The 21,542-nt window shown below is 60.3% G+C and carries 17 protein-coding genes and 1 tRNA gene; 9 read left to right on the forward strand and 9 right to left on the reverse strand.

Annotated features, from left to right (window positions below; all coding sequences use genetic code 11):
* Window positions 1-20 precede the first annotated feature (20 nt).
* The gene (locus L7A15_RS03540; RefSeq protein WP_237208779.1) at window positions 21-710 is read left to right on the forward strand and encodes an IMPACT family protein; all 690 of its coding nucleotides are present in this window, start codon (window positions 21-23) and stop codon (window positions 708-710) included.
* Here the strand turns inward: L7A15_RS03540 and L7A15_RS03545 are convergent.
* The 3 genes from L7A15_RS03545 to polA all read right to left on the reverse strand — a co-directional run bounded on the left by L7A15_RS03545 (window position 707) and on the right by polA (window position 7,115).
* Window positions 707-2,311: an inorganic phosphate transporter gene (locus L7A15_RS03545; RefSeq protein ID WP_237200763.1), complete on the reverse strand. Its 1,605-nt coding sequence runs from the start codon at window positions 2,309-2,311 to the stop codon at window positions 707-709. The two genes, L7A15_RS03540 and L7A15_RS03545, sit on opposite strands and share 4 nt — an antisense overlap.
* A 231-nt stretch (window positions 2,312-2,542) precedes the next feature.
* Entirely contained in the window at window positions 2,543-4,003 is a 1,461-nt protein-coding gene (rpsA, locus tag L7A15_RS03550; RefSeq protein ID WP_237187666.1) for a 30S ribosomal protein S1, read from the reverse strand.
* A 289-nt stretch (window positions 4,004-4,292) separates the two neighbouring features.
* Window positions 4,293-7,115: a DNA polymerase I gene (polA, locus tag L7A15_RS03555; protein WP_336603510.1), complete on the reverse strand. Its 2,823-nt coding sequence runs from the start codon at window positions 7,113-7,115 to the stop codon at window positions 4,293-4,295.
* A gap of 104 nt (window positions 7,116-7,219) precedes the next feature.
* On the opposite strand from polA, the gene L7A15_RS03560 reads away from it, so the two are divergent.
* The 3 genes from L7A15_RS03560 (at window position 7,220) to L7A15_RS03570 (ending at window position 9,230) form a co-directional block, all read left to right on the forward strand.
* Entirely contained in the window at window positions 7,220-7,636 is a 417-nt protein-coding gene (locus L7A15_RS03560) for a PaaI family thioesterase (protein WP_237208780.1), read from the forward strand.
* Between the two features lie 129 nt (window positions 7,637-7,765).
* The gene (locus L7A15_RS03565) at window positions 7,766-9,034 is read left to right on the forward strand and encodes a dicarboxylate/amino acid:cation symporter (RefSeq protein WP_237212276.1); all 1,269 of its coding nucleotides are present in this window, start codon (window positions 7,766-7,768) and stop codon (window positions 9,032-9,034) included.
* 25 nt (window positions 9,035-9,059) lie between these two features.
* Window positions 9,060-9,230, forward strand: a complete 171-nt coding sequence (locus tag L7A15_RS03570; RefSeq protein WP_237187663.1) for a hypothetical protein — start codon at window positions 9,060-9,062, stop codon at window positions 9,228-9,230.
* Between the two features lie 131 nt (window positions 9,231-9,361).
* On the opposite strand, the gene L7A15_RS03575 is transcribed toward L7A15_RS03570, so the two are convergent.
* Window positions 9,362-9,976, reverse strand: coding sequence for an ANTAR domain-containing response regulator (locus L7A15_RS03575; RefSeq protein WP_237187662.1), 615 nt, complete (start codon window positions 9,974-9,976; stop codon window positions 9,362-9,364).
* Window positions 9,977-10,151: 175 nt separating this feature from the next.
* Between L7A15_RS03575 and L7A15_RS03580 the strand changes: the two genes are divergently transcribed.
* The 3 genes from L7A15_RS03580 (at window position 10,152) to L7A15_RS03590 (ending at window position 11,002) form a co-directional block, all read left to right on the forward strand.
* Window positions 10,152-10,234: transfer RNA gene (locus L7A15_RS03580), tRNA-Leu, on the forward strand.
* Between the two features lie 101 nt (window positions 10,235-10,335).
* Window positions 10,336-10,548, forward strand: coding sequence for a hypothetical protein (locus L7A15_RS03585; protein ID WP_237187661.1), 213 nt, complete (start codon window positions 10,336-10,338; stop codon window positions 10,546-10,548).
* Between the two features lie 217 nt (window positions 10,549-10,765).
* Entirely contained in the window at window positions 10,766-11,002 is a 237-nt protein-coding gene (locus L7A15_RS03590; protein ID WP_237187660.1) for a hypothetical protein, read from the forward strand.
* Window positions 11,003-11,090: 88 nt separating this feature from the next.
* Here L7A15_RS03590 and L7A15_RS03595 read toward each other — a convergent pair whose 3' ends face one another.
* The 3 genes from L7A15_RS03595 to pyk all read right to left on the reverse strand — a co-directional run bounded on the left by L7A15_RS03595 (window position 11,091) and on the right by pyk (window position 13,715).
* Window positions 11,091-11,273: a hypothetical protein gene (locus L7A15_RS03595; protein ID WP_237212277.1), complete on the reverse strand. Its 183-nt coding sequence runs from the start codon at window positions 11,271-11,273 to the stop codon at window positions 11,091-11,093.
* Between the two features lie 373 nt (window positions 11,274-11,646).
* Window positions 11,647-12,105, reverse strand: coding sequence for an SRPBCC family protein (locus L7A15_RS03600; RefSeq protein ID WP_237212278.1), 459 nt, complete (start codon window positions 12,103-12,105; stop codon window positions 11,647-11,649).
* Window positions 12,106-12,245: 140 nt separating this feature from the next.
* Complete coding sequence (gene pyk, locus L7A15_RS03605; protein WP_237212279.1) at window positions 12,246-13,715, reverse strand: pyruvate kinase; 1,470 nt, start codon at window positions 13,713-13,715, stop codon at window positions 12,246-12,248.
* A 320-nt stretch (window positions 13,716-14,035) separates the two neighbouring features.
* Here pyk and L7A15_RS03610 point away from each other — a divergent pair, with 320 nt between their 5' ends.
* Together L7A15_RS03610 and L7A15_RS03615 are read left to right on the forward strand one after the other, a co-directional pair.
* Window positions 14,036-14,620, forward strand: coding sequence for a flavodoxin domain-containing protein (locus L7A15_RS03610; RefSeq protein WP_237208788.1), 585 nt, complete (start codon window positions 14,036-14,038; stop codon window positions 14,618-14,620).
* A 36-nt stretch (window positions 14,621-14,656) separates the two neighbouring features.
* Window positions 14,657-15,217, forward strand: a complete 561-nt coding sequence (locus tag L7A15_RS03615; RefSeq protein WP_237208789.1) for a flavodoxin domain-containing protein — start codon at window positions 14,657-14,659, stop codon at window positions 15,215-15,217.
* A gap of 88 nt (window positions 15,218-15,305) precedes the next feature.
* Here L7A15_RS03615 and L7A15_RS03620 read toward each other — a convergent pair whose 3' ends face one another.
* Window positions 15,306-16,769: a glutamate synthase subunit beta gene (locus tag L7A15_RS03620; protein ID WP_237208790.1), complete on the reverse strand. Its 1,464-nt coding sequence runs from the start codon at window positions 16,767-16,769 to the stop codon at window positions 15,306-15,308.
* On the reverse strand, window positions 16,762-21,462 hold the full coding sequence (gene gltB / locus L7A15_RS03625; RefSeq protein ID WP_237208791.1) for a glutamate synthase large subunit: 4,701 nt from the start codon (window positions 21,460-21,462) through the stop codon (window positions 16,762-16,764). The genes L7A15_RS03620 and gltB overlap by 8 nt, the downstream gene beginning before the upstream one ends.
* Window positions 21,463-21,542 lie beyond the last annotated feature (80 nt).

Below are 21,542 nucleotides of genomic sequence, written 5' to 3' on the forward strand. Positions count from 1 at the left end.
GGCCCACTAGAATAGACACCATGACTGACGAAACCCGCTCCAACCGTTACACCGTTCTGGCCACCACCGAACCGGTAACCCACCTACTTGAAATCAAACGGAGCGAGTTCATCGGCTACCTCCTGCGCGTCGAAACTGAGGCAGAGGCCCGGGCTTTCATTGAGTCAATCCGCAAGCAGTACCACGACGCCCGCCACGTCTGCTCCGCCTTTGTGCTCGGCGCCGACCGCGAAACCCAGCGGTCCAACGACGACGGCGAACCTGCCGGCACCGCCGGTATCCCCATGCTCCAGGCCCTGCTTGCCCGCCGCACTGAAGGCAGGCAGGGCGAAGCAACCGATCTGTCCGACATCTGCGCCGTGGTGGTGCGCTACTTCGGCGGAATCAAACTGGGGGCAGGCGGCCTGGTGCGGGCCTACACGGACGCTGTCGTCGCCACCCTAGACGCCGCTCCCCTAGCTCCCCGCGAACGCCTGCGCCTGGGCACCGTCATCGCCTCCCATGCCGAGGCCGGACGCTTCGAAAACGACCTCCGCGCCCTAGGCTACACCGTCCTGGGCACCGACTACACAGCCACCGGGGCCGAGATCACCCTGGGGGTTTTTGACGACGAACCCACCCGGCTAGATACAGAAAAGGCCCTGGCCGAGCTAACAGCTGGCGCAGGGCACATTTCCTGGGGTTCAACCAGGTGGGTTGATTTGTCTTAGAAGATCGCTGAGATAGCCAGGACGCCGACCGCACCGATACTTGCAGAAATCGGCAGGGTAATAATCCAGGCCAGGGCGATGGGCTTCATCAGCTTCCAGTTGGCTGAACGGTTGACCAGGCCAACACCCAGCACAGCACCAATCAGAATATGGGTGGAGGACACCGGCAGGCCCAGCACGGAGGCCGCCATGACCACACCAGCTGCAGCAAGCTCAGCTGCGAAGCCGGATGAGGGGTGCATCTTGGTCAGGCCGTGACCAACAGTTGCAATAACCCGACGGCCAACAAACCAGAGGCCAACAATCAAGGCAATACCGAAGGCAACCAGGGCAGGCATGGGCACCACGGCCTTATCGCCGATGGCATCAGTTTTCAGGACGTCCAGAATAGCCACGAAGGGGCCGATAGCATTAGCAATGTCGTTAGCGCCATGGGAGAAGGCGAAGGCTGCTGCGGTAAAGACCTGGAGCCAGGCGAAGATAGTAAAGGTAGCCCGGGAGAGCTCCTGCTTCTGCAGGCTGCGGGCGAAGACGGAGACGCTGACCCAGGCAATCGCTGAAACCATCACGATGATCATGGTGTTACCCATGGCGGAGATACCCAGGTTGAGGTTATCCAGGCCCTTGAAGAGCAGCATAGCTGAAATCAGGGCTGCACCCACAGCGGCCAGAATCGGAACGTAGACCTCAAGGGCCCGGTGGGAATCTGCACGCTTGGCCTTGAGATCCAGCTTATGGACCTGGCGGTAGTACTCGCTTTCAGGTGCATCGGGGTCCAGCTTCTTGAGCTTGAACTTCTTCTTCCGCAGCATGGCGTTGGCGTAGGCGTCCTGCTGAAGGTCGGTCACACGCTGGAAGCCATTGTGGGGGGTGGCCACGGCTCGTTCTTCTTCAAGTGACTTCTTGATTTCGAGCATGGCCGCGTCGACCTTCTCGTTGTAGCCCAGGATCCGCTTCTTGATGAAGCCGAAGAGGACGTAGGCGAAGATGCCGCCGAGGACGGGTGAGAGCACCCAGGAGATTGCGATTTGGCCGATCTTATCCCACTGGACCATGTCGAGGCCACCGGTGCCGTTGGTGAAGCCGGTGGTGAGGGCTGCACCGACAATACCGCCGATGATGGAGTGGGTGGTGGAGACGGGCCAGCCCATGCGGGTTGCGACCAGCAGCCAGATGGCGGCGCCCAGGAGGGCGGCCATCATGATGTAGACGAAGTGCATGGGGTCCAGGTCAATGGCCTCAAGGTCCACAATGCCGGAGCGGACGGTTGAGGTGACAGAACCACCTGCGATGACGGCACCGGATACTTCAAAGACGGCGGCGATCAGCAGGGCCTGCTTGATGGTCAGGGTGCCTGCGCCGACGGAGGTGCCGAAGGAGTTGGCGACGTCGTTGCCGCCGATGTTGAAGGCCATGAAGAGGCCCAGGATCACAGCTGCGATCAGGACGACGGTGTGGTTGGCCTGGTCGACGTAGTTGAGGGACCAGATGGTGAAGACGGTGAGTGACACGGCCATGAGGCCGCCGAAGAATAGGTGCCACCATTTGTCGGTGGTGTCTCGCTGGAGGGCGGGGGTAGCGAGATTTGAACTCGAGTTCACGAGTACCCCTTAATGTTTTTGTTCAAGCTGACGTAAGGCCCATTTCGGGGCCCTGTTAATAGTCTGTGTAGAAGGTTAACGAAAGGTTAACTCACCTTGGCGTGTTCATGAATTTAGGGGGTGACTGTGACCGCACACCTGGGGGTGACTCTCTTGCTTAAAAGGAATCTCCCCGAGCGCGGTGCTCGGGGAGATTCCTTTTAGCTGTTAGCTACTGAATAACAGGTGTTATTAGTTGCCGGTCAGCTTCTTACGCAATTCAGCGAGAGCCTCATCGGATGCCAGGGTGCCGGTTTCGGCAGGCTTCTCGGATGAGTATGAGGTGGGTGCAGCTTCTTCTGCTTCAACTGCGGGGGCAGCTGCGGCAGCTTCTGCGTCGGCTTCGAGGGCCTTTGCAACCTGTACCTTGTGGGCTTCCCAGCGGGCCTGGGCGTCAGCGTACTGCTGCTCCCATGCTGCACGCTGAGCTTCGTAGCCTTCGAGCCATTCGTTGGTCTCGGGGTCGAAGCCCTCGGGGTACTTGTAGTTGCCTTCTTCGTCGTATTCTGCAGCCATGCCGTAGAGGGCGGGGTCGAACTCGGTGGACTCGGGGTCTACACCTTCGTTGGCCTGCTTCAGTGACAGGGAGATACGGCGGCGGTCGAGGTCGATGTCGATAACCTTGACGAAGAGTTCGTCACCGACGGAGACAACCTGCTCTGCCAGGTCCACGTGGCGAACGGCGAGTTCGGAGATGTGGACGAGGCCTTCGATGCCGTCTTCAACGCGGACGAATGCGCCGAAGGGTACGAGCTTGGTGACCTTACCGGGTACAACCTGGCCGAGGGCGTGGGTGCGGGCGAATGCCTGCCAGGGATCTTCCTGGGTGGCCTTCAGCGACAGGGAGACGCGCTCGCGGTCGAGATCAACTTCGAGGACCTCAACGGTGACTTCGTCGCCAACTTCGACAACCTCTGAGGGGTGGTCGATGTGCTTCCAGGAGAGTTCGGAGACGTGGACGAGGCCGTCAACGCCGCCGAGGTCAACGAAGGCACCGAAGTTAACGATGGAGGATACGACGCCGGAGCGAACCTGGCCCTTTTCGAGCTGGTTGAGGAAGGTGGAACGGACCTCAGACTGGGTCTGCTCAAGCCATGCACGGCGGGACAGAACAACGTTGTTGCGGTTCTTGTCGAGCTCGATGATCTTGGCTTCGATTTCCTGGCCGATGTAGGGTGCGAGGTCGCGGACGCGGCGCATTTCGACGAGTGAAGCGGGGAGGAAGCCGCGGAGGCCGATGTCGAGGATAAGACCACCCTTGACAACCTCGATGACGGTACCGGTAACGACGCCGTCTTCTTCCTTGACCTTCTCGATGTCGCCCCAGGCGCGCTCGTACTGTGCGCGCTTCTTGGAGAGAATCAGGCGGCCTTCCTTGTCTTCCTTGGTGAGGACAAGTGCTTCAACGGTGTCACCAACAGAAACAACTTCGTCGGGATCTACGTCGTGCTTGATGGACAGTTCACGGGAGGGGATGACGCCTTCGGTCTTGTAACCGATGTCGAGCAGGACCTCGTCGTGGTCAACCTTGACAACTTCGCCTGAAACGAGATCGCCGTCGTTGAAGTACTTGATGGTTGCGTCGACTGCTGCGAGGAATGCTTCTTCGTTGCCGATGTCGTTGATTGCAACCTGGGGAACGTTGGTGCTCATAGAGAGTAGGGCTCCAATGTGGATAGTTTCTAGGTCATATGTGACGGCTGAAAATCATGGTTCGGGGGTGAGCTGCGCTCCTCCCTGAAGGTAGGTTTTCCGCCTTGTGTGCCAAATATGAGCGTTGATACGGACAAATGATATGTGCGTGGTTGCATTTGGGTGCAGTGCACGCACAGGTTCAAGTCTAGGGTTCTGAACCGGGCCGGTCAATGGTTTAGTGGCCGTTTTCACCGCGTGTTTACGGGTTTGTGGGGTGATGTTGGTCTTAACTGACCGGCCCGGTGTTTTAGTGCCCGGCTTCGTGCCAGGACCGGCCCCAGCCGACCTGGACGTCGAGGGGGACGCGCAGGGTTGCGGCGGAGCGCATTTCTTCGGTGAGGACGCGCTCTGCCTGCTTTTCTTCTCCGGCGGCGACTTCGAGGATGAGTTCGTCGTGGACTTGCAGGAGGAGGCGGCTGGCCAGGTTTTCGCGGCGCAGGCGGGCGTCGATGTTGATCATGGCGATTTTGATGATGTCTGCGGCGGTTCCCTGGATGGGTGAGTTGAGGGCGGCGCGTTCGGCGGCTTCCCGACGCTGGCGGTTGCTGCTGGCCAGGTCGGGCAGGGCCCGGCGGCGTCCGAACATGGTTTCGGTGTAGCCGCTCTTGTGGGCGTCTTTGACGATGGAGCGCAGAAAGCGGCCTACCTTGCCGAAGCGTTGGAAGTAGTTGGTGCGCAGGGTGGTTGCTTCTTCCACCGTGATTCCCAGCTGCTTGGAGAGGCCAAAGGGTGATAGGCCGTAGGCGAGACCGTAGCTCATGGCCTTGACCTTGGAACGCATGTCGGGGGTGACATCCTCGGGCGCAACCCCGAAGACTTCGGAACCGACGTAGCGGTGGAGGTCTTCTCCACCCTCGTAGGCTGCAATCAGGTCTTCATCGCCGGAGAGGTGGACCATGATTCGCATTTCGATCTGGGAGTAGTCTGCGGTGAGCAGGCTGGTGTATTCTACCCCGTCAATGGGGGCCGGGGCGACGACGAAGGCGTCACGGATTTTGCGGCCTTCTTCGGTGCGGATGGGGATGTTTTGCAGGTTGGGGTCGGTGGATGAGAGGCGGCCGGTGGCGGCGACGTTCTGCTGGTAGGTGGTGTGGATTCGGCCGGTGGCGGCTGTTGCCTTTCCGAGTCCCTCGACGGTTTGCTTGAGCTTGATGAAGTCCCGGTAGGTTTGCAGCTCGGCGAGGAAGCGGGCACCCTGACTGTCGGGGTCGACCTGGGCCAGGATTCCAGCCAGGGAGTCGGCGTCGGTGGAGTAGCCGCTCTTGAGCTTGCGGGTGGTGGGCAGACCCATCTCGTCGAAGAGGACGACCTGAAGCTGCTTGGGTGAGCTGAGGTTAACCTCGTGCCCGATGACCTCGTAGGCTGCCTCGGTGGCCTGGGTGACGTGTTCGCCGTAGTACTTTTTGAGGTCGGTAATGGCGGTGCCGTCGATGGCAACACCGGCGATTTCCATTCGGGCGAGGACGGTGGCGCTGGGCAGCTCGATGTCACGGTAGAGGGTGAGCTGGTTTTTGGCTTCGAGGTCAGCGTGCAGAGCTAGGGCAAGTTCTTGAACGGCGCGGGCCAGGCGGGCTTGGTATTCAAGGTCTACTAGAGGTTCAAGGGAGAAGAGCTCCCCCTGGTCAGCTTGCTCCGGGGCGGCAGGTAGTGCCTGCCCCAGGCAGTCTCCAACCAGGTCTTCTAGCATGTCCTGGACGCCCCGACGTCGGGCGGTGGGGATAAAACCGCATACGTACGAAGAGAGAACGGGATCCTCAACCACCCCGGCCAGGGGCAGGTTGAGGGCAGCCAGGGACTTAAAGTTCTGCTTAACATCGAAGGTAATCTTTGGGGCAGACTCGTCTCCCAGCCAGGCAGAGAGGGCTGAGCGGACGTCGTCGCCCACCGTGGCCAGGTCACAGTAGGCGGCCTGGGCCCCGGCTAGTAGAACCAGGCCGTGTAGGGCCTGGGCATGGGCGGGGCTGGTTTCCCCGGCCCCGGTATCAACCACCGGGTAGAGGGTCACGGCGCTGGCCAGTCTCTCAGGCAGCTCTTTGCTTCGCTCAACAGCCCTGTGGGCTTCTTCAGTCTGGGCCAGGAAGCTGGTCAGCTCGTCTACGCTCTGAATCTCAAGCACAGATTCAACATCCAGGGAGACAGCAGGGGCGCTGGGCAGGCGTCCTGCAAAGGCCTCCTGCACCCGCTTACGAATCGAGGTGAAATCCAGGTAGTCAAACAGCTCACCCAGCTCAGGCTCCTGGGGGCCAAAGCTGTGGGCGTCCTCCAGGGTAACCTCCAGATCAAGGTCATCCACCAGGCGGTTGAGACGGCGGTTCCGCAGGACGTTCTCCACGTTCTCCCGCAGGGCCTCCCCCTTCTTACCCTTAATCTTCTCAGCGTTCTCCAGGACGCCCGCCAGATCGCCGTACTCGTTAATCCACTTGGCCGCAAAACCAGGGCCAACACCGGGAACACCGGGCAGGTTATCGGCCTGCTCCCCCGTTAGGGCAGCAAGATCAGGATAAAGATGAGGCGCAACCTTATACTTTTCCTCAACAGCTGCCGGGGTCATGTAACGAATACCCTTCGTGGGGCCAGTGGTCACCGGGTAGAGCACCGTCACCATATCACTGACCAGCTGGAAAGCATCCCGGTCCCCCGAGACAATCTGAACCTCAAACCCAGCCTCACGACCCTGGCGGGTATAGGTGGCCACAATATCGTCCGCCTCATACCGCTCCTTGGTCACAGACGGAATCTTCAAGGCCGCCAGGGCCTTCTGAATCAGCTCAATCTGGCCGTAAAACTCCTCAGGAGTCTCATTCCGGCCACCCTTATACTCCCCATACTCCTCAGTGCGGAAAGTCCCGCCCGAGAGATCAAAGGCCACAATAATATGGGTCGGGGACTCACTCTTAATCAAAGAAATCAGGGTGGAAAGGAAACCATGCACCGCATTCGTGTGCTGGCCCTCCTTATTCACAAAAACGTCAACGGGAGTACCGTAAAAAGACCGAAAAGCCAGGGAATGGCCGTCGATCAGCATGAGCTTGCCAGGGCGCTGGGCTGTTGATTCAGATGAAATAGTCACATCCCCATCCTACCGCCTGCCCAACCTGCCAGGCAGAACCTAGCCCGCACAGGCGTCCTGACCCTACAATAAAACCAACCACCCCACCCACTGAAAGGCCCCCCATGAGCACCCCCACCGACTACCAGGCCCTGCTTGCCCGCACCGGTCCTGGCGCCCTCTCCCAAAAACTCGGCATCACCATCCTCGAAGCCTCCCCCGAATACACCGTTGCCACCATGCCGGTAGAGGGCAACACCCAGCCCGTCGGCCTGCTCCACGGGGGCGCCTCCGCAGCCCTCGCTGAGACCCTTGGCTCCATCTCCGCCTACCTCTCCGTCGCTGACCAGGGCAAGGCCGCCGTCGGCGTCGACCTCAACATCACCCACCTCCGCCCCGCCCGCGAAGGTACCGTCACCGCAACCTGCCGGGCCGTCAAACTAGGCCGAACCGTCTGTGTCCACGCCATCGACATCACCGACGAGGCCGGTAAGCTCCTGGCCACCGCCCGCATTACCAACAACATCATCGACCTCCCCTAAGCCGCCCGCCCGTGATACCGGGCATACTTCCCCCTCAAACCGCCCAAGAAACCACATCACCGCACAGATTTGCATACACTAGCAGTCTGTGCACGCGCACAAAACCCACACAAACCCACAAGGAACCCCATGAAAAAGATTCCTCTGCTCGTGTGGATCATCGTCGCAATCCTTGGCGGTATCCTCATCGGCTCAACCACACCCGGCCTCATCTCAGGTATCAACGGCGCCCTCGGCACCTCCCTGCCCACCGACGTCATCGTCCAGCTCTTCGTGAGCTTCTCCACCCTCTTCAGCGCCTTCCTCAGCTTCACCATCCCGCTGATCATCATCGGCTTCATCGTCCCCGGTATCGGCTCCCTCGCCAAGGGTGCCGGGAAACTCTTGGGCACCACCGTCGCCCTCTCCTACCTCTCCTCTATCGCAGCAGGCTTCCTGGCCGTCACCGTCGCCCACCTGCTCTACCCCATCATCCTCAAGGGCCAGCAGCTCACCGTCTTCGACAACCCCGAAGAATCCCTGTCAGCCGGTTACCTCTCCTTCACCCTTGACCCCATCATGTCGGTCATGAGCGCCCTGATCCTGGCCTTCATCCTCGGCCTTGGAATCTCCGGCCTTCGCACGAAAACAATGCTCGGAATCTTCCAGGACTTCCAGACCATCATCGAAAAGCTCCTGGGCTACGTCATCATCCCCCTACTTCCCGTCCACATCGTCGGCGTCTTCGCCAACATGACCCTAGCCGGCCAGGTCGGCCAGATCCTCGCGGTCTTCGGCAAGGTCTTCATCATGGTGCTGATCCTGCACTGGGTCATGCTGGCAATCCAGTACACCGTCGCCGGGGCCGTCTCTAAGCGCAACCCCATCACCATGCTGCGCGGTATGCTGCCGGCCTACTTCACCGCCATCGGCACCCAGTCCTCAGCCGCCACCATCCCCGTGACCGTGGCGTCCGCCAAGAAGGTGGGTATCAAGGGCAAGATCGTGGACTTCGCTATCCCCCTCTGCGCCACCATCCACCTCTCAGGCTCCATGATCACCATTACCTCCTGCTCAGTGGCCGTGGTGTATATGACCAGCGGCTCCCTCAGCTTCACCGCCATGATTCCCGTAGTTCTGGTGCTGGGCCTGATGATGGTTGCCGCCCCCGGTGTGCCCGGCGGCGCTGTGATGACAGCTATCGGCCTGCTGCAGTCCATGCTGGGCTTCGACGAGTCCATGATCGCCCTCATGATCGCCCTCTACCTGGCCCAGGACTCCTTCGGCACCGCCACCAACGTCACCGGCGACGCCGCCATCGCCTCCCTCACCGAGCGCGTAGCTAAGGCCTTCGGTGCGGACGAGGACGACCTGCCCGAGACCGACGAGCTCGACGGCAGCCTGGCAGCAGCCCACTAAATCCCTGGCAAACGAAAGGCCCACCATGACCCCAGCACGCCGCAAACTAATCGGCAATATCTTCCTGGTTCTGACCCTCATGTTCACGGTGACAGCCCTGAGCCAGGGCGGCCTCTGGTGGGCCGCTGTAACCGTCAGCGCAGCCGTCACCCTCTGGGGTATCGGAACGAAGAGCAACCACAAGGACGCCCTCTAGCGCCGCCCCAGAAGAAGGAGGGGCGGGCACCTACCCCACCGGTAGGCGTCCGCCCCCTTCTTGTGAAGACAGCGAAGCCCGCCCCAGCAATACGCTGGGGCGGGCTTTGCTCTGCGCTTTAGGGTCTGCCCTTATTGGACCTGCTTGACGATGGTTTCGGCAACCTCACGCATGGAGAGGCGGCGGTCCATGGAGGTCTTCTGGATCCAGCGGAAGGCCTCGGGCTCGCTCAGACCCATCTTGGTCATGAGCAGGGACTTGGCGCGATCAACCAGCTTGCGGGTTTCGAACTGTTCCTTGATGTTAGCTACTTCGTCTTGCAGGGCCCGGATCTGTTCGTAGCGGCTGATGGCTACCTCAATGGCGGGGATGAGGTCGTTGGGGGTGAAGGGTTTGACGACGTAGGCCATTGCCCCTGCCTCGGTGGCGCGGTCGACGAGCTCTTTCTGGCTGAAGGCGGTGAGTAGCACGACGGGGGCTAGCTGCTTCTCGTTGATGAGGCCAGCTGCTTCAATGCCGTCCATGATGGGCATGTTGACGTCCATGAGGACGAGGTCGGGCTGGTGTTCTTCTGCCAGCTCGACGGCTTTCTGGCCGTTGTCGGTTTCGGCAACGACGGTGAAGCCCTGGTCTTTGAGGATTTCGACGATATCGAGGCGGATGAGGGCCTCGTCTTCTGCGACGACGACGGTGCGTGCCGGCTGCGGTTCGTGGTTCTCGGGCTCCTGGGTGGTCTGCTCTGACATCCCTGCTCCTTTTGGGTCGTATCGGCTGCGTGTCTATTGGGTTGTGTGTCTTACCCCTTATTTTGACATGTGTTTTAAGATTTATGGTGTTTCCTGTCAGGTGATTATGGGAACGTCTGGCGTCGATTGGCGCAACCGCCCTCTCACCGTGTAAGGTAGAAGAGCTTTACCGCTTGCCCAAGTGGCGGAATTGGCAGACGCGCCGCACTCAAAATGCGGTTCTTCGGAGTGTGGGTTCGAGTCCCACCTTGGGCACCACAAAACGCCTAGTCAGGGCGATATAAACCCTCTCCTGTTGACAGGAGAGGGTTTTTTGACATGGTAGAGATGAAGCCAGAAGAAAAGGATAAGCCACTGCTATGGAACTAACCTGTGCTGACGTCCAAAAAATCTTCGATGGGGTCAAGCACCTTATCCCTAAAAAACGCCATCAAGATATCAAAGATTTCCTCTTTGTAGGGGAACCAATTATGGCTATGGATTTCATCAAAAATTCCTTCATCTATGATGGGACTCCCATCCCAGAGGAATTCCAAGATACGATCGGCACTTGGGAAAACCGTATGTTTTGACCTCAGAAGAATAGCTAGCAGCACTAGCCGGGGCGGGCGGGCCTGTGAAGATTCCAGGACCAAATCTTGTGTTCAGCCGTGGATTCATTCGTAGGGGAATTGAGCGAGCAGGCGTTATCTAGGCAGCCTTCCCTGGGAGAAGAAGGTATTAAAATCGTTACGGCAAAAGGTGCAAGACCGTCTGCTGTTACTCCACACCAAGAGAGATGAGGCCCCAATGTCCCCGGCTATCACCTCAGATGAGGAACGCATACACGCAGCTGCAGAAGAGATGTTAGACATCCTAAAAGAATTTCTTCCAAAGATTCTGCTAGAAGAAATTTCAGTGTTGCTGTTCGTTGGGGAAGAAGGCATAGCCATTGACTTTATGGTGCCCTATTACAAAGCTTCCAACGTTAAGCTATCCCAAGGCTCACTGGACTCCATTGCAGAGCTGCACGAGCTTTTTCTTTAGATTCTTGAAAAGCCCTGCACCTGAAACAACCCTTGCTTAGAAACACCCAGAAAAGGTAACTAGCTCATTTGTGCTAACAACAACGGTTTTAGTCATGACGGTTGCCTGCTTTGAGGTGCAGTGCCAAAGTTGCTGCATTACCTGCAGCCAAGACTCCCCAGAGAACCGCCATACCGGTGTTGCCCTGACTAATCTGCAAAAGGACCAGCGTCACTGAAAGCACCAGAATTGCAATATTGAGGGCAATCAGCCCTTTTCTACTCTGTTTCATGGAGTTACCTATCTACTTATGGGGGAAGGGCCGCCCCGAAATGCCAGCCGAATTCAAACGCCCCGCCCCAATAATAACTTCAAACCCCAGCCCAAGAGCCCCTACCGAACCCCGTTCGATAGGGGCTCTTGCTCTACCCACAGTAGAAACACGTGACCGATACCAGCCCTGAGAACACAGGCATAAAAAACCCGCCCACCCCTTTTTTGGGGTGGGCGGGCTGGTGAGGATTCCAAGACCAAATCTGGTTTTGATCTTGTGGTTCCTGCGGTGGTTCGATTCAAAACCAGATCATCAGGCCTTGAATCACCACTACCAGTCTACACCGGCTAGGCAGGTCTGATAGACAGGTTACTTAAGATGTAGGGGTTTCTTAGGCCGATTCAGCCAGGGCTTTGAGGGCCTGCAGGCCCCGGTCGAAGTCAGCCCCGATCCGCTTCTGCATGTTAAAGACCTTGAACATTACCTTCATCATCAGGTTCTGCTCCCCGCTCATAGACCAGGCCACGACGGTACCTTCACCGGTTTCCTGCAGCTTGAAGTGGCTCCGATTCTCAGCCTTCCAGGGCTTGAGGAACTCAATATCGATTTCAACCAGGTCAGGCTCAACCGTAGCAACGGTCATGCGGCCCTCCCCTGCCTGCTTGTTGCCCTGCCAGTCCATGCGGGCGCCAACGCCTCGCTCAGCCCCTGAATAGGTCTGCTTCATGGCCGGGTCCAGGGCCTGCCAGGGGGACCAGCCCTCCCAGGCGTGCAGGTCTTCAATGAGGGAGCGCACCCGGTCTACCGGGGCTTTAATAACAATGGTGCGAGTGAGAAAGGTTTCTACCATAGGGGCCAGTTTACTGCCACCTGCCCAGGCGGGCGGGCGCGTCCTTTCGTACCCTTCAGCACACAAAAACCCCGGCCCCTCCCACGATGGTGGAGGGGCCGGGGTTACGGCTCACAGGGTAGGCCCTGAAAAGCGTAGGTTTAGTCGTTGAAGGGGCCGACCTGCTCGCGGGCCTCAGGCAGGACAGCACCGGCGTCGTCCAGGTCGCCTACACGGTGGACCTTGACGGTGTTGGTGGAACCTGCAACGCCGGGAGGTGAACCGGCTGCCATAACGATCATGTCGTTGGCTTCAGCCAGGCCGTTGGCCAGCATGTAGCGGTCAACAACGGCGGTCATTTCGTCGGTGTCCTTGGCGGCCGGGGAAACGGCTGCTTCAACACCCCAGAGCAGGGAGAGGAAGGCGCGGACGGACAGCTCGGGGGTCAGAGCCAGCACGGGCTTGGCCGGACGCAGGCGGGCCAGACGGCGGGCGGTGTCACCGGACTGGGTGAAAGCAGCAATGTACTTGACGTCCAGCTGGTCGGCGATGTTGACCGCTGCGCGGGTGATGGCGCCGCCACGGGTCTTGGGTGAGGTGCCCAGTTCGGGAACACGGAAGAGGCCGCGTTCTTCGGTGGACTTGATAATGCGGGCCATGGTCTGGATGGTGATGATCGGGTACTTACCCACAGAGGTTTCACCGGAGAGCATGACGGCGTCGGCACCATCGAGGATGGCGTTGGCGCAGTCAGAGGCTTCTGCACGGGTGGGGGTGGGGTTCTGAATCATGGTTTCCAGCACCTGGGTTGCCACAATGACGGGCTTTGCCCAGCGGCGGGCCAGTTCAATGGCCCGCTTCTGAACCAGGGGGACCTCTTCGAGGGGGAACTCAACACCGAGGTCGCCACGGGCCACCATAATACCGTCGAACTTATCGACGATATCCTGCAGATTCTCTACAGCCTGGGGCTTTTCGATCTTGGCGATGACGGCGATCTTGCGGCCCTCTTCTGCCATGATTTCGTGGACGCGGGTGATGTCGTTGCCGGAGCGGACGAAGGAGAGGGCGATGATGTCAACACCCATGTTCAGGGCGAAACGGAGGTCGCGCTCGTCCTTTTCGGTCAGGGCCGGGATGGAGACGGCAACGCCGGGCAGGTTAATACCCTTGTTGTTGGAGATGGGGCCGCCGACGATGACGCGGGTGGTGACGGTGGTTTCGTCAACTTCGATGGCTTCGAGGCGGATCTTGCCATCGTCAATCAGCAGGGTGTCGCCGGGCTTGACGTCGCCGGGCAGGCCCTTGAAGGTGGTACCGCAAATTTCCTTGGTGCCTTCAACGTCGTTGATGGTGATCTTGAAGGTGTCACCGGGTTCCAGGACCTCAGAGCCGTTCTTGAAGGTTTCCAGGCGGATCTTGGGGCCCTGCAGGTCAGCGAGAATTGCGACGTTCTTGCCGAGCTTCTCAGCCTGCTCGCGGATGGTCTTGTATGAGTTGGTGTGAACCTCATGGTCACCGTGGCTCATGTTTAGTCGGGCAACGTTCATGCCCGCTTCGATAGCCGCTGCAATCTTCTCGGGAGCTGAAATTGCGGGGCCAATGGTACAAACAATCTTTGCGCGTCTCATCAATCAACCTTAGGTCTGTAGGGGGCTGAGAACCTGGTGTTGGATCGGGAGGTGGACTTGCCCAGTGAAAACCAACGTATTCACAGGTAGCCAGGCCGAAACCAACACTTCCAGGTTTCATTATACGTTGTTTTATGAGGTTTTATCTGAGGTATGGGGCACTTTTTTAGGAAAACTTCCCAAAAAGTCCAACAAGAACACACATAAACAGTCACAAACAAAACACACTCCTCCTGGCCCTCCCCAAACTCTTGAGTCAGACCACCAAGGCTTGTATTCTGAATTTTGGTCTCCATTTTCATACAACTAACGAGGTTTCTATGCCCACCCCTACGGTCCTCATCCTCTTTGGCTCCACCTACGGCCACACCGAACGCTACGCCCACTGGATCGCCGAGGACCTCTCCGCCCTCACCCCCGCCCCGCAGGTGACCCTCTCCCCCGTCACCGAGGCCACCGACGAGATGATTGAGCAGGCCGATATCCTCATCATCGGCGCCAGCTACCTGGGTGGCTTCCTCACCGGCGCCCCCACCCTCCGCAAGCGTCGTGAGGCCATGGCCAAGGTCCCCCACCGCCTCTTCTACACTGTCTCCTTCAACGGCACCGCCGTCTACCCCCGCTCCTACCTGGACGACCGCGTCCTTAAGTCTTACAAGGCTGAGATTGCTGAGGGCCGCCCGGCCTTCCACTTCCGGGGTGGCCTCAAGATGGATGAGATGTCTAAGCTGCACCGCACTGCCCTGACAGGTGTCAAGACCGCCTACAAGCTCAAGCCCAAGCAGAACGAGTACGACAAGCAGCTCATTGAGGCCTTTGAAAACGGCGGGGCTGACCACATGGACCGCGCTTTCATTCAGCCGCTGGTAGAGCAGGTTGCCGCCTACCTGGCCGAGCAGTCCTAGCCCCTCAATTCCAAACCTCTTAGGGTGGTAGGCCAGATGAAAACTGTTCTGATTGTTTTTGGTAGCCAGTACGGCTACACCCAGCAGTATGCCCAGTGGATTGCTGAGGGCCTGGAGGGGCTTGCCTCCCCGGTGCTTGTTTCCACTGACCAGCTGACGGAGCGCCTGGTTGCAGACGCGGACGCCGTCGTGGTGGGTATGGGTGACTACGGTGGGTTTTTGACCGGGGCGGCCCAGGTTAAAGGCTGTGAGGCTGAGCTTCGCGTGCGCCCCCTGGTACTTTTTACGGTGTCTTTCAGTGGGCTTGCCGGGGCTAGCCAGGAGAAGCTGGACGGCATGCTCACCAAGAACCTGGGGGCGGCCCTGGTGGACGACGCCCTGGGCACCTTCCACCTGCGCGGCGGCCTTGACCACACCCGTCTTTCCCTCAAGCACAAGACGGTGATGGTGGGTATTCGTTCAGCGATTGCGGCCCTGCCCAAGAAGTCTGAGGCTAACCAGCAAATGCTCGATAGCTTTACATCCAAGACGGTTGATTATTCGACCCGTGAGCAGGTCCAGCCCCTGCTAGAGGTGCTCAAGAAGGCCCTCAAGTAGGTGAGCAGAACTCCCTCTCCCCTTTCCTTAAAAGAGCCCAGGCCCTGAACCTCCTTGTGAGGTTCAGGGCCTGTTTCGTGTGGTGGGGTTAGACGCTGAGGTCGATTGCCCGGTCGCTGGGGGCGACGGGGGCCGGCAGCAGGGTTGAGCCGGTCAGGTGCTTTTCGACGGCGGCGGCGCAGGCGCGTCCTTCGGCGATAGCCCAGACGACCAGGGACTGGCCGCGGCCGGCGTCCCCGCAGGAGAAGACGCCGGGGACGTTGGTCATGTAGTTCTCGTCGCGGGCGACGTTGGTGCGGCGGTCGAGTTCTGCCCCGATCTGGCTGGTGATGGAGTCGTTGTCCTGGCCGGTGAAGCCCAGGGCCAGGAATACCAGGTCAGCCGGGATGACGTGCTCGGTACCTGCCTTGGGCACGCGGCGGCCGTCGGGCAGGTATTCGGTTTCAGCGACCTTGAGGCCGGTGAGTTTACCGTTTTCACCCACGAATTCGACGGTGCTGGCCAGGTACTTGCGTTCGCCGCCCTCTTCGTGGGAGGAAGATACCTCGAAGACCTTGGGGAACATGGGCCAGGGCTCATTCTCAGGACGTTCGGTGCTGGGCTTCTTGCCGATGGCCAGGGTGGTGATGGAGGCAGCTCCCTGGCGGACGGCGGTACCAATGCAGTCTGAGCCGGTGTCGCCGCCACCGAGTACGATCACGTGCTTGCCTGCGGCGTTGATGCTCGGTGCTTCTAGGTCACCAGCTACCACCCGGTTGGCTTCGGTTAGGTAGGGCATGGCATAGTGGACGCCGTCCAGGTCGGCCCCGGGGATGGGCAAGGCGCGGGGGGCGGTGGCGCCGGTGGCCACAATGACGGCGTCGTAGCGGCGCTTGAGGTCGTCCCAGGTGATGTCCTTGCCGATTTCTACGCCGGTGCGGAAGCGGGTGCCCTCGGCCTTCATGACCTCGATACGGCGGTCCACGATATCTTTTTCGAGTTTGAAGTCGGGGATACCGTAGCGCAGCAGGCCGCCGACCTTGTCGTCGCGTTCGAAGACAGCGACGGTGAAACCTGCCTGGGTGAGCTGCTGGGCAGCGGCCAGACCGGCGGGGCCTGAACCGACGACGGCCACGGTCTTATCGAGCATACGGTCGGGCATAATGGGCTCGATGTAGCCGCCCTCGAAAGCCTGCTCGGCAATGGTGTACTCAATCTGCTTGATGGTCACCGCAGGCTGGTTGATACCCAGCACGCAGGAGGTTTCGCAGGGGGCCGGGCAGACGCGTCCGGTGAACTCGGGGAAGTTGTTGGTCGCGTGCAGGCGCTCAACGGCCTTCTCGGTCTGCTCGCGCCAGGTCAGGTCGTTCCATTCGGGAATCAGGTTGCCCAAGGGGCAGCCGACGTGGCAGAAGGGAACGCCACAGTCCATGCAGCGGGAGGCCTGGGTCTTGAGGACGGCCGAGTTCTGGGCGACCTGTACCTCGTTCCAGTCCAGGATGCGCACGGGGACGGGGCGCTTGGGTCGGTCTTGACGGGTGGTTACTTTCAGAAAACCGCGGGGATCAGCCACGAGCGGTCACCTCCAAAATCTTGTTCCAAACCTGCATGGATTCGGGGTCTTCGCCGGCGGCTACAGCCTCGGCACGGATTTCTTGAACGGCTGCGAAGTCGCGCGGGAGCACCTTGGTGATTCGACCAATGGTGGCGTCAAGGTCTTCGAGCAGGCTGGCTGCCAGGGTTGAGCCGGTCTCGGTGTGGTGGCGGGTCAGCAGCTGGGCGACCTCTGCGCGGTCGTCCTCAGAGAGTTCCAGGAAGCCGAGTTCGCCGGATTCGCGAGACTGCTTGTTGACCTTGGCCATGTCGAGGTCCAGGACGTAGGCGATGCCGCCGCTCATACCGGCACCGAAGTTGCGTCCGGTTGAGCCCAGGATCAGGGTCTTGCCGCCAGTCATGTATTCGCAGCCGTGGTCGCCAATGCCTTCAACGACGGCGGTTGCCCCGGAGTTGCGGACGAGGAAGCGTTCACCGACGATACCGCGGATGAACATTTCACCGCTGGTGGCGCCGTAGCCGATGACGTTACCGGCAACCACGTTCTCCTCAGCAACCAGGGGGGCGGCGGCGTCCGGAGCCACGATGATACGGCCGCCGGAGAGACCCTTGCCCACGTAGTCGTTGGAGTCGCCGGTCAGGCGGATGGTGATACCCTGCGGCAGGAAGGCACCCAGGGACTGGCCTGCGTGGCCGGTCAGGTTGAGGGTGATGGAGTCGTGGTCCAGCACCTCAATACCGAAGGTCTTGGTGACGGTGTGGCCCAGCATGGTGCCGATCGAGCGGTCGGTGTTGACCACGGGCGAGTCGATAGCCACCGGGGTGCGGTTGCTCAGGGTTTCCTGGGCAGCTGCAATAAAGGTGTTGTCGATGTGCTGATCCAGTTCGTGGTCCTGGTCCTTGAGGTGGCGGATACCCTGCCCCTCGTAGTCGACGGCGGTTGAGGTCAGCACCTTGGTCAGGTCGAGCCCGTCTGCCTTCCAGTGGTCAATAGCCTGAGACATGTCGAGCACCTCGGCGTGGCCGATGGCCTCATCCAGGGTGCGGAAGCCTAGCTGGGCCAGGTATTCGCGCACTTCTTCAGCGATGAATTCGAAGAAGTTGACCACATGGTCTGCCTGACCGGTGAAGCGGGCACGCAGGTCGGGGTTCTGGGTGGCAACGCCCACGGGGCAGGTATCCAGGTGGCACTTACGCATCATGATGCAGCCTTCTACGACCAGGGGTGCGGTGGCGAAGCCGTATTCTTCGGCACCGAGCAGGGCGGCGATGATGACGTCGCGGCCGGTCTTGAGCTGGCCGTCCGCCTGCACCACCACGCGGTCGCGCAGGCCGTTGATCATGAGGGTCTGCTGGGCTTCGGCCAAGCCGAGCTCCCAGGGGGCACCTGCGTGCTTGAGGGAGTTGAGCGGGGCTGCGCCGGTGCCGCCGTCGTGGCCCGAGATGAGGACGACGTCGGCCTTGGCCTTGGTGACGCCCGCTGCCACGGTACCGATACCGATTTCGGAGACCAGCTTCACGTGAACGCGGGCGGACGGGTTGGCTCGCTTGCAGTCGTAGATTAGCTGGGCCAGGTCCTCGATGGAATAAATATCGTGGTGGGGTGGCGGTGAGATTAGGGAGACACCGGGGGTGGAATGGCGGGTCTTGGCTACCCAGGGGTAGACCTTCTGGGCCATGAGCTGGCCGCCCTCACCGGGCTTAGCACCCTGGGCCATCTTGATCTGGATATCGTCGGCGTTAGTCAGGTAGAGGGAGGTGACGCCGAAACGGCCGGAGGCTACCTGCTTGATGGCTGAGCGACGTTCGGGGTCCAGCAGACGGTCAACGTCCTCGCCGCCCTCACCGGTGTTGGACTTGGCACCCAGGCGATTCATGGCAATGGCCAGAGTCTCGTGGGCCTCCTTGGAGATCGAGCCGTAGCTCATAGCACCGGTGGAGAAGCGCTTGACGATCTCGCTGACGGGTTCTACCTCGTCAATGGAGATGGGGGTGCGGTCTTCGGTAAAGGTGAAGAGGCCGCGCAGGGTCATCAGGTCCTTGGCCTGGTCGTCGACCAGCTTGGTGTAGGACTTGAAGATGTCGTAGCGACGGGTCTTGGTGGAGTGCTGCAGACGGAAGATCGTCTCGGGGTTGAAGAGGTGGGGCGGGCCCTCGCGGCGCCAGTCGTACTCGCCGCCTGTTTCAAGAGCGCGGTGGGGTACGGCAACACCGTCGTCGGGGTAGGCGTCGTGGTGGCGCTTGCGGACCTCAGCTTCAATGACGTCCAGGCCGACGCCGTCCATCTGGGAGTGGGTGCCGGTGAAGTACTGGTCAACCAGGGTCTGGGAGAGGCCCAGGGCCTCAAAAGTCTGGGCACCGCAGTAGGAGGAAACGGTGGAGATACCCATCTTGGACATGATCTTCTGCAGACCCTTGCCCAGGGCCTTGATGAGGTTGTAGACGGCCTCAGACTCGGTCACGCCGGTGATCTCGCCCTGGGCTACCAGCTCTTCTACTGATTCCATGGCCAGGTAGGGGTTGACGGCTGAGGCACCGTAGCCAATCAGGGTGGCGACGTGGTGGACCTCGCGCACGTCACCGGCTTCAACGATCAGGGCAACCTTGGTGCGGGTAGCTGAGCGCAGCAGGTGGTGGTGGACGGCACTGGTCAGCAGCAAGGACGGGATGGGTGCCCAGGCGCCGTTGGAGTTACGGTCAGACAGGATCAGGAACTGCACGCCACGTTCCACCGCGGCAGAAACCTTTTCACAGATTTCAGCCAGGCGGGCCCGCAGGGCCTCCTCTCCCCCATGAGCCGGGTAGAGGCCGCTGACCTTGAGGGCGGCGGGCATGCCGTCCTCGTCCTCGATGTGGGCGATCTTATCGAGTTCGTCGTTGTTAATAACCGGGAAGTTGAGCCCAACGTGCTGGACCTTGACCCGGCCGTTGCGGAGCAGGTTGCCGTCAGCACCGATAGAGGTCTTGAGGCTGGTCACCAGCTCTTCACGGATGGAGTCCAGCGGCGGGTTGGTCACCTGGGCAAAGGACTGCACGAAGTAGTCAAAGAGCAGGCGGTGGCGGGTAGACAGCACCGCAATGGGGGTGTCGGTGCCCATGGCGTAGATGGGCTCAGCGCCGGTCTTGGCCATGGGGGCCAGGATCTTCCGTAGCTCTTCTTCGGTGTAGCCGAAGGTCTGCTGACGCTTGAGAATCGACTTGCGGGAGGCACGGATGTGCTCGCGCTCGGGCAGATCAGCCAGGTCAACGATGTTCTCGTCGGCCCACTGCTTCCAGGGCTGCTCGGCGGCAACCGCTGCCTTGACCTCTTCGTCGGGCACCAGGCGTCCTGCCTTGGTATCAACGAAGAACATCTTGCCGGGTGAAACGCGGCCCTTCTCAACGATCTTCTCTTCGGGCATGTCGACCACGCCGACCTCAGAGGCCAGAATGACCAGGCCCTCATCGGTGACCCAGTAGCGGCCGGGGCGCAGACCGTTGCGGTCAAGGACGGAGCCGACGTTGTCGCCGTCCGTAAACGCAATCGCGGCGGGGCCGTCCCAGGGCTCCATGAGGGAGGAGTGGTAACGGTAGAAGGCGCGGCGGTCCTCATCCATGGTTTCGTGGTTTTCCCAGGCCTCGGGAACCATCATCATGAGCACCTGGGCTGCCGAACGGCCCGAGAGCATGAGCAGTTCAGCAACCTCATCGAAGCTCTGGGAGTCAGAGGCACCCACAGAGCAAATGGGGAAGAGCTCTTCGGGGTTGCGACCCAGCACCGGGGACTTGAGCTGGGACTGGCGAGCCCGCATCCAGTTGCGGTTGCCCTTGACAGTGTTGATTTCACCGTTGTGGGCGATGGTGCGGAAGGGCTGGGCCAGGGGCCAGGAGGGGAAAGTATTGGTGGAGAAACGCGAGTGGACGATCGCCAGCTTGGTGGCAAAACGCGGGTCGGAGAGATCCGGGTAGAAGGGCTCCAGCTGGGCGGTGGTCAGCATGCCCTTGTAGACAATCGTGCGGGAGGACAGGGAGGGGAAGTAGATACCCAACTTGTGCTGGGCCCGCTTACGGACGCGGAAGGCCTTCTGATCCAGCTGACGGCGCTCGGAATCCTCATCCAGGTTAATGACGGGAATGTGCCCGGTGAAGGGGGCGTTGACGGCATCCAAGTCTTCGCCGGAGGCTTCAGCGATGAACATCTGCACGAAGTAGGGCATGACCTCGCGGGCAGCCTGGCCCACAATATCAGCCTGAACCGGAACCTCACGCCAGCCCAGAACCCGCAGGCCTTCACGCTCAGCGATCTGGGTCAAACCAGCCTTTAGCTCATCAGCATTCTCACCACCGGTGGGCAGGTAGGCGGTACCTACGGCGTACTTACCGAGTTCGGGCAATTCAAAGTCCACGACCTCGCGCAGGAAGGCGTCAGGAATCTGCAAGAGAATACCAGCGCCGTCGCCAGTACCCTCGTCTGCACCCACAGCGCCACGGTGCTCAAGACGACGCAGGGCCGTCAGGGCATGATCAACAATGTCGTGCCCGGGGGTGCCGCGCAGGGTGGCAATCATGGCCAAACCACAGGCGTCCTTTTCGTTCTCCGGGTTGTAGAGACCGGTAGCCTCGGGAATTGCTGCGAAAGTTGTGAAAGGTGAGGGTGCGTGCCCAAGGGTGTGGGGATCCTGGGCAAAGGTCCCTGCAGCGTGTGCTGCACCGCCGATCGGTGTGTGACTCATAATGGCCATTCCTACTTACGTTCTAATGTGCCTGGGGGCTAAACGTAATGGCGGAGAAGCTAGCAGGGCTTGGCGCCTCG

It is taken from the genome of Rothia nasimurium (assembly GCF_928391935.1).
GTDB classification, from domain to species: domain Bacteria; phylum Actinomycetota; class Actinomycetes; order Actinomycetales; family Micrococcaceae; genus Rothia; species Rothia nasimurium_D.

What these genes read in the sequence shown, in the direction of transcription:
- L7A15_RS03565 (WP_237212276.1), top strand. Translation starts at nt 7,766, where the DNA reads ATGAAAAAGATTCCTCTGCTCGTGTGGATCATCGTCGCAATCCTTGGC.
- L7A15_RS03595 (WP_237212277.1), bottom strand. Translation starts at nt 11,273, where the DNA reads ATGAAACAGAGTAGAAAAGGGCTGATTGCCCTCAATATTGCAATTCTG.
- gltB (WP_237208791.1), bottom strand. Translation starts at nt 21,462, where the DNA reads ATGAGTCACACACCGATCGGCGGTGCAGCACACGCTGCAGGGACCTTT.
- L7A15_RS03570 (WP_237187663.1), top strand. Translation starts at nt 9,060, where the DNA reads ATGACCCCAGCACGCCGCAAACTAATCGGCAATATCTTCCTGGTTCTG.
- L7A15_RS03590 (WP_237187660.1), top strand. Translation starts at nt 10,766, where the DNA reads ATGTCCCCGGCTATCACCTCAGATGAGGAACGCATACACGCAGCTGCA.
- pyk (WP_237212279.1), bottom strand. Translation starts at nt 13,715, where the DNA reads ATGAGACGCGCAAAGATTGTTTGTACCATTGGCCCCGCAATTTCAGCT.
- L7A15_RS03540 (WP_237208779.1), top strand. Translation starts at nt 21, where the DNA reads ATGACTGACGAAACCCGCTCCAACCGTTACACCGTTCTGGCCACCACC.
- L7A15_RS03560 (WP_237208780.1), top strand. Translation starts at nt 7,220, where the DNA reads ATGAGCACCCCCACCGACTACCAGGCCCTGCTTGCCCGCACCGGTCCT.
- L7A15_RS03600 (WP_237212278.1), bottom strand. Translation starts at nt 12,105, where the DNA reads ATGGTAGAAACCTTTCTCACTCGCACCATTGTTATTAAAGCCCCGGTA.
- L7A15_RS03585 (WP_237187661.1), top strand. Translation starts at nt 10,336, where the DNA reads ATGGAACTAACCTGTGCTGACGTCCAAAAAATCTTCGATGGGGTCAAG.
- L7A15_RS03610 (WP_237208788.1), top strand. Translation starts at nt 14,036, where the DNA reads ATGCCCACCCCTACGGTCCTCATCCTCTTTGGCTCCACCTACGGCCAC.
- rpsA (WP_237187666.1), bottom strand. Translation starts at nt 4,003, where the DNA reads ATGAGCACCAACGTTCCCCAGGTTGCAATCAACGACATCGGCAACGAA.
- L7A15_RS03575 (WP_237187662.1), bottom strand. Translation starts at nt 9,976, where the DNA reads ATGTCAGAGCAGACCACCCAGGAGCCCGAGAACCACGAACCGCAGCCG.
- L7A15_RS03615 (WP_237208789.1), top strand. Translation starts at nt 14,657, where the DNA reads ATGAAAACTGTTCTGATTGTTTTTGGTAGCCAGTACGGCTACACCCAG.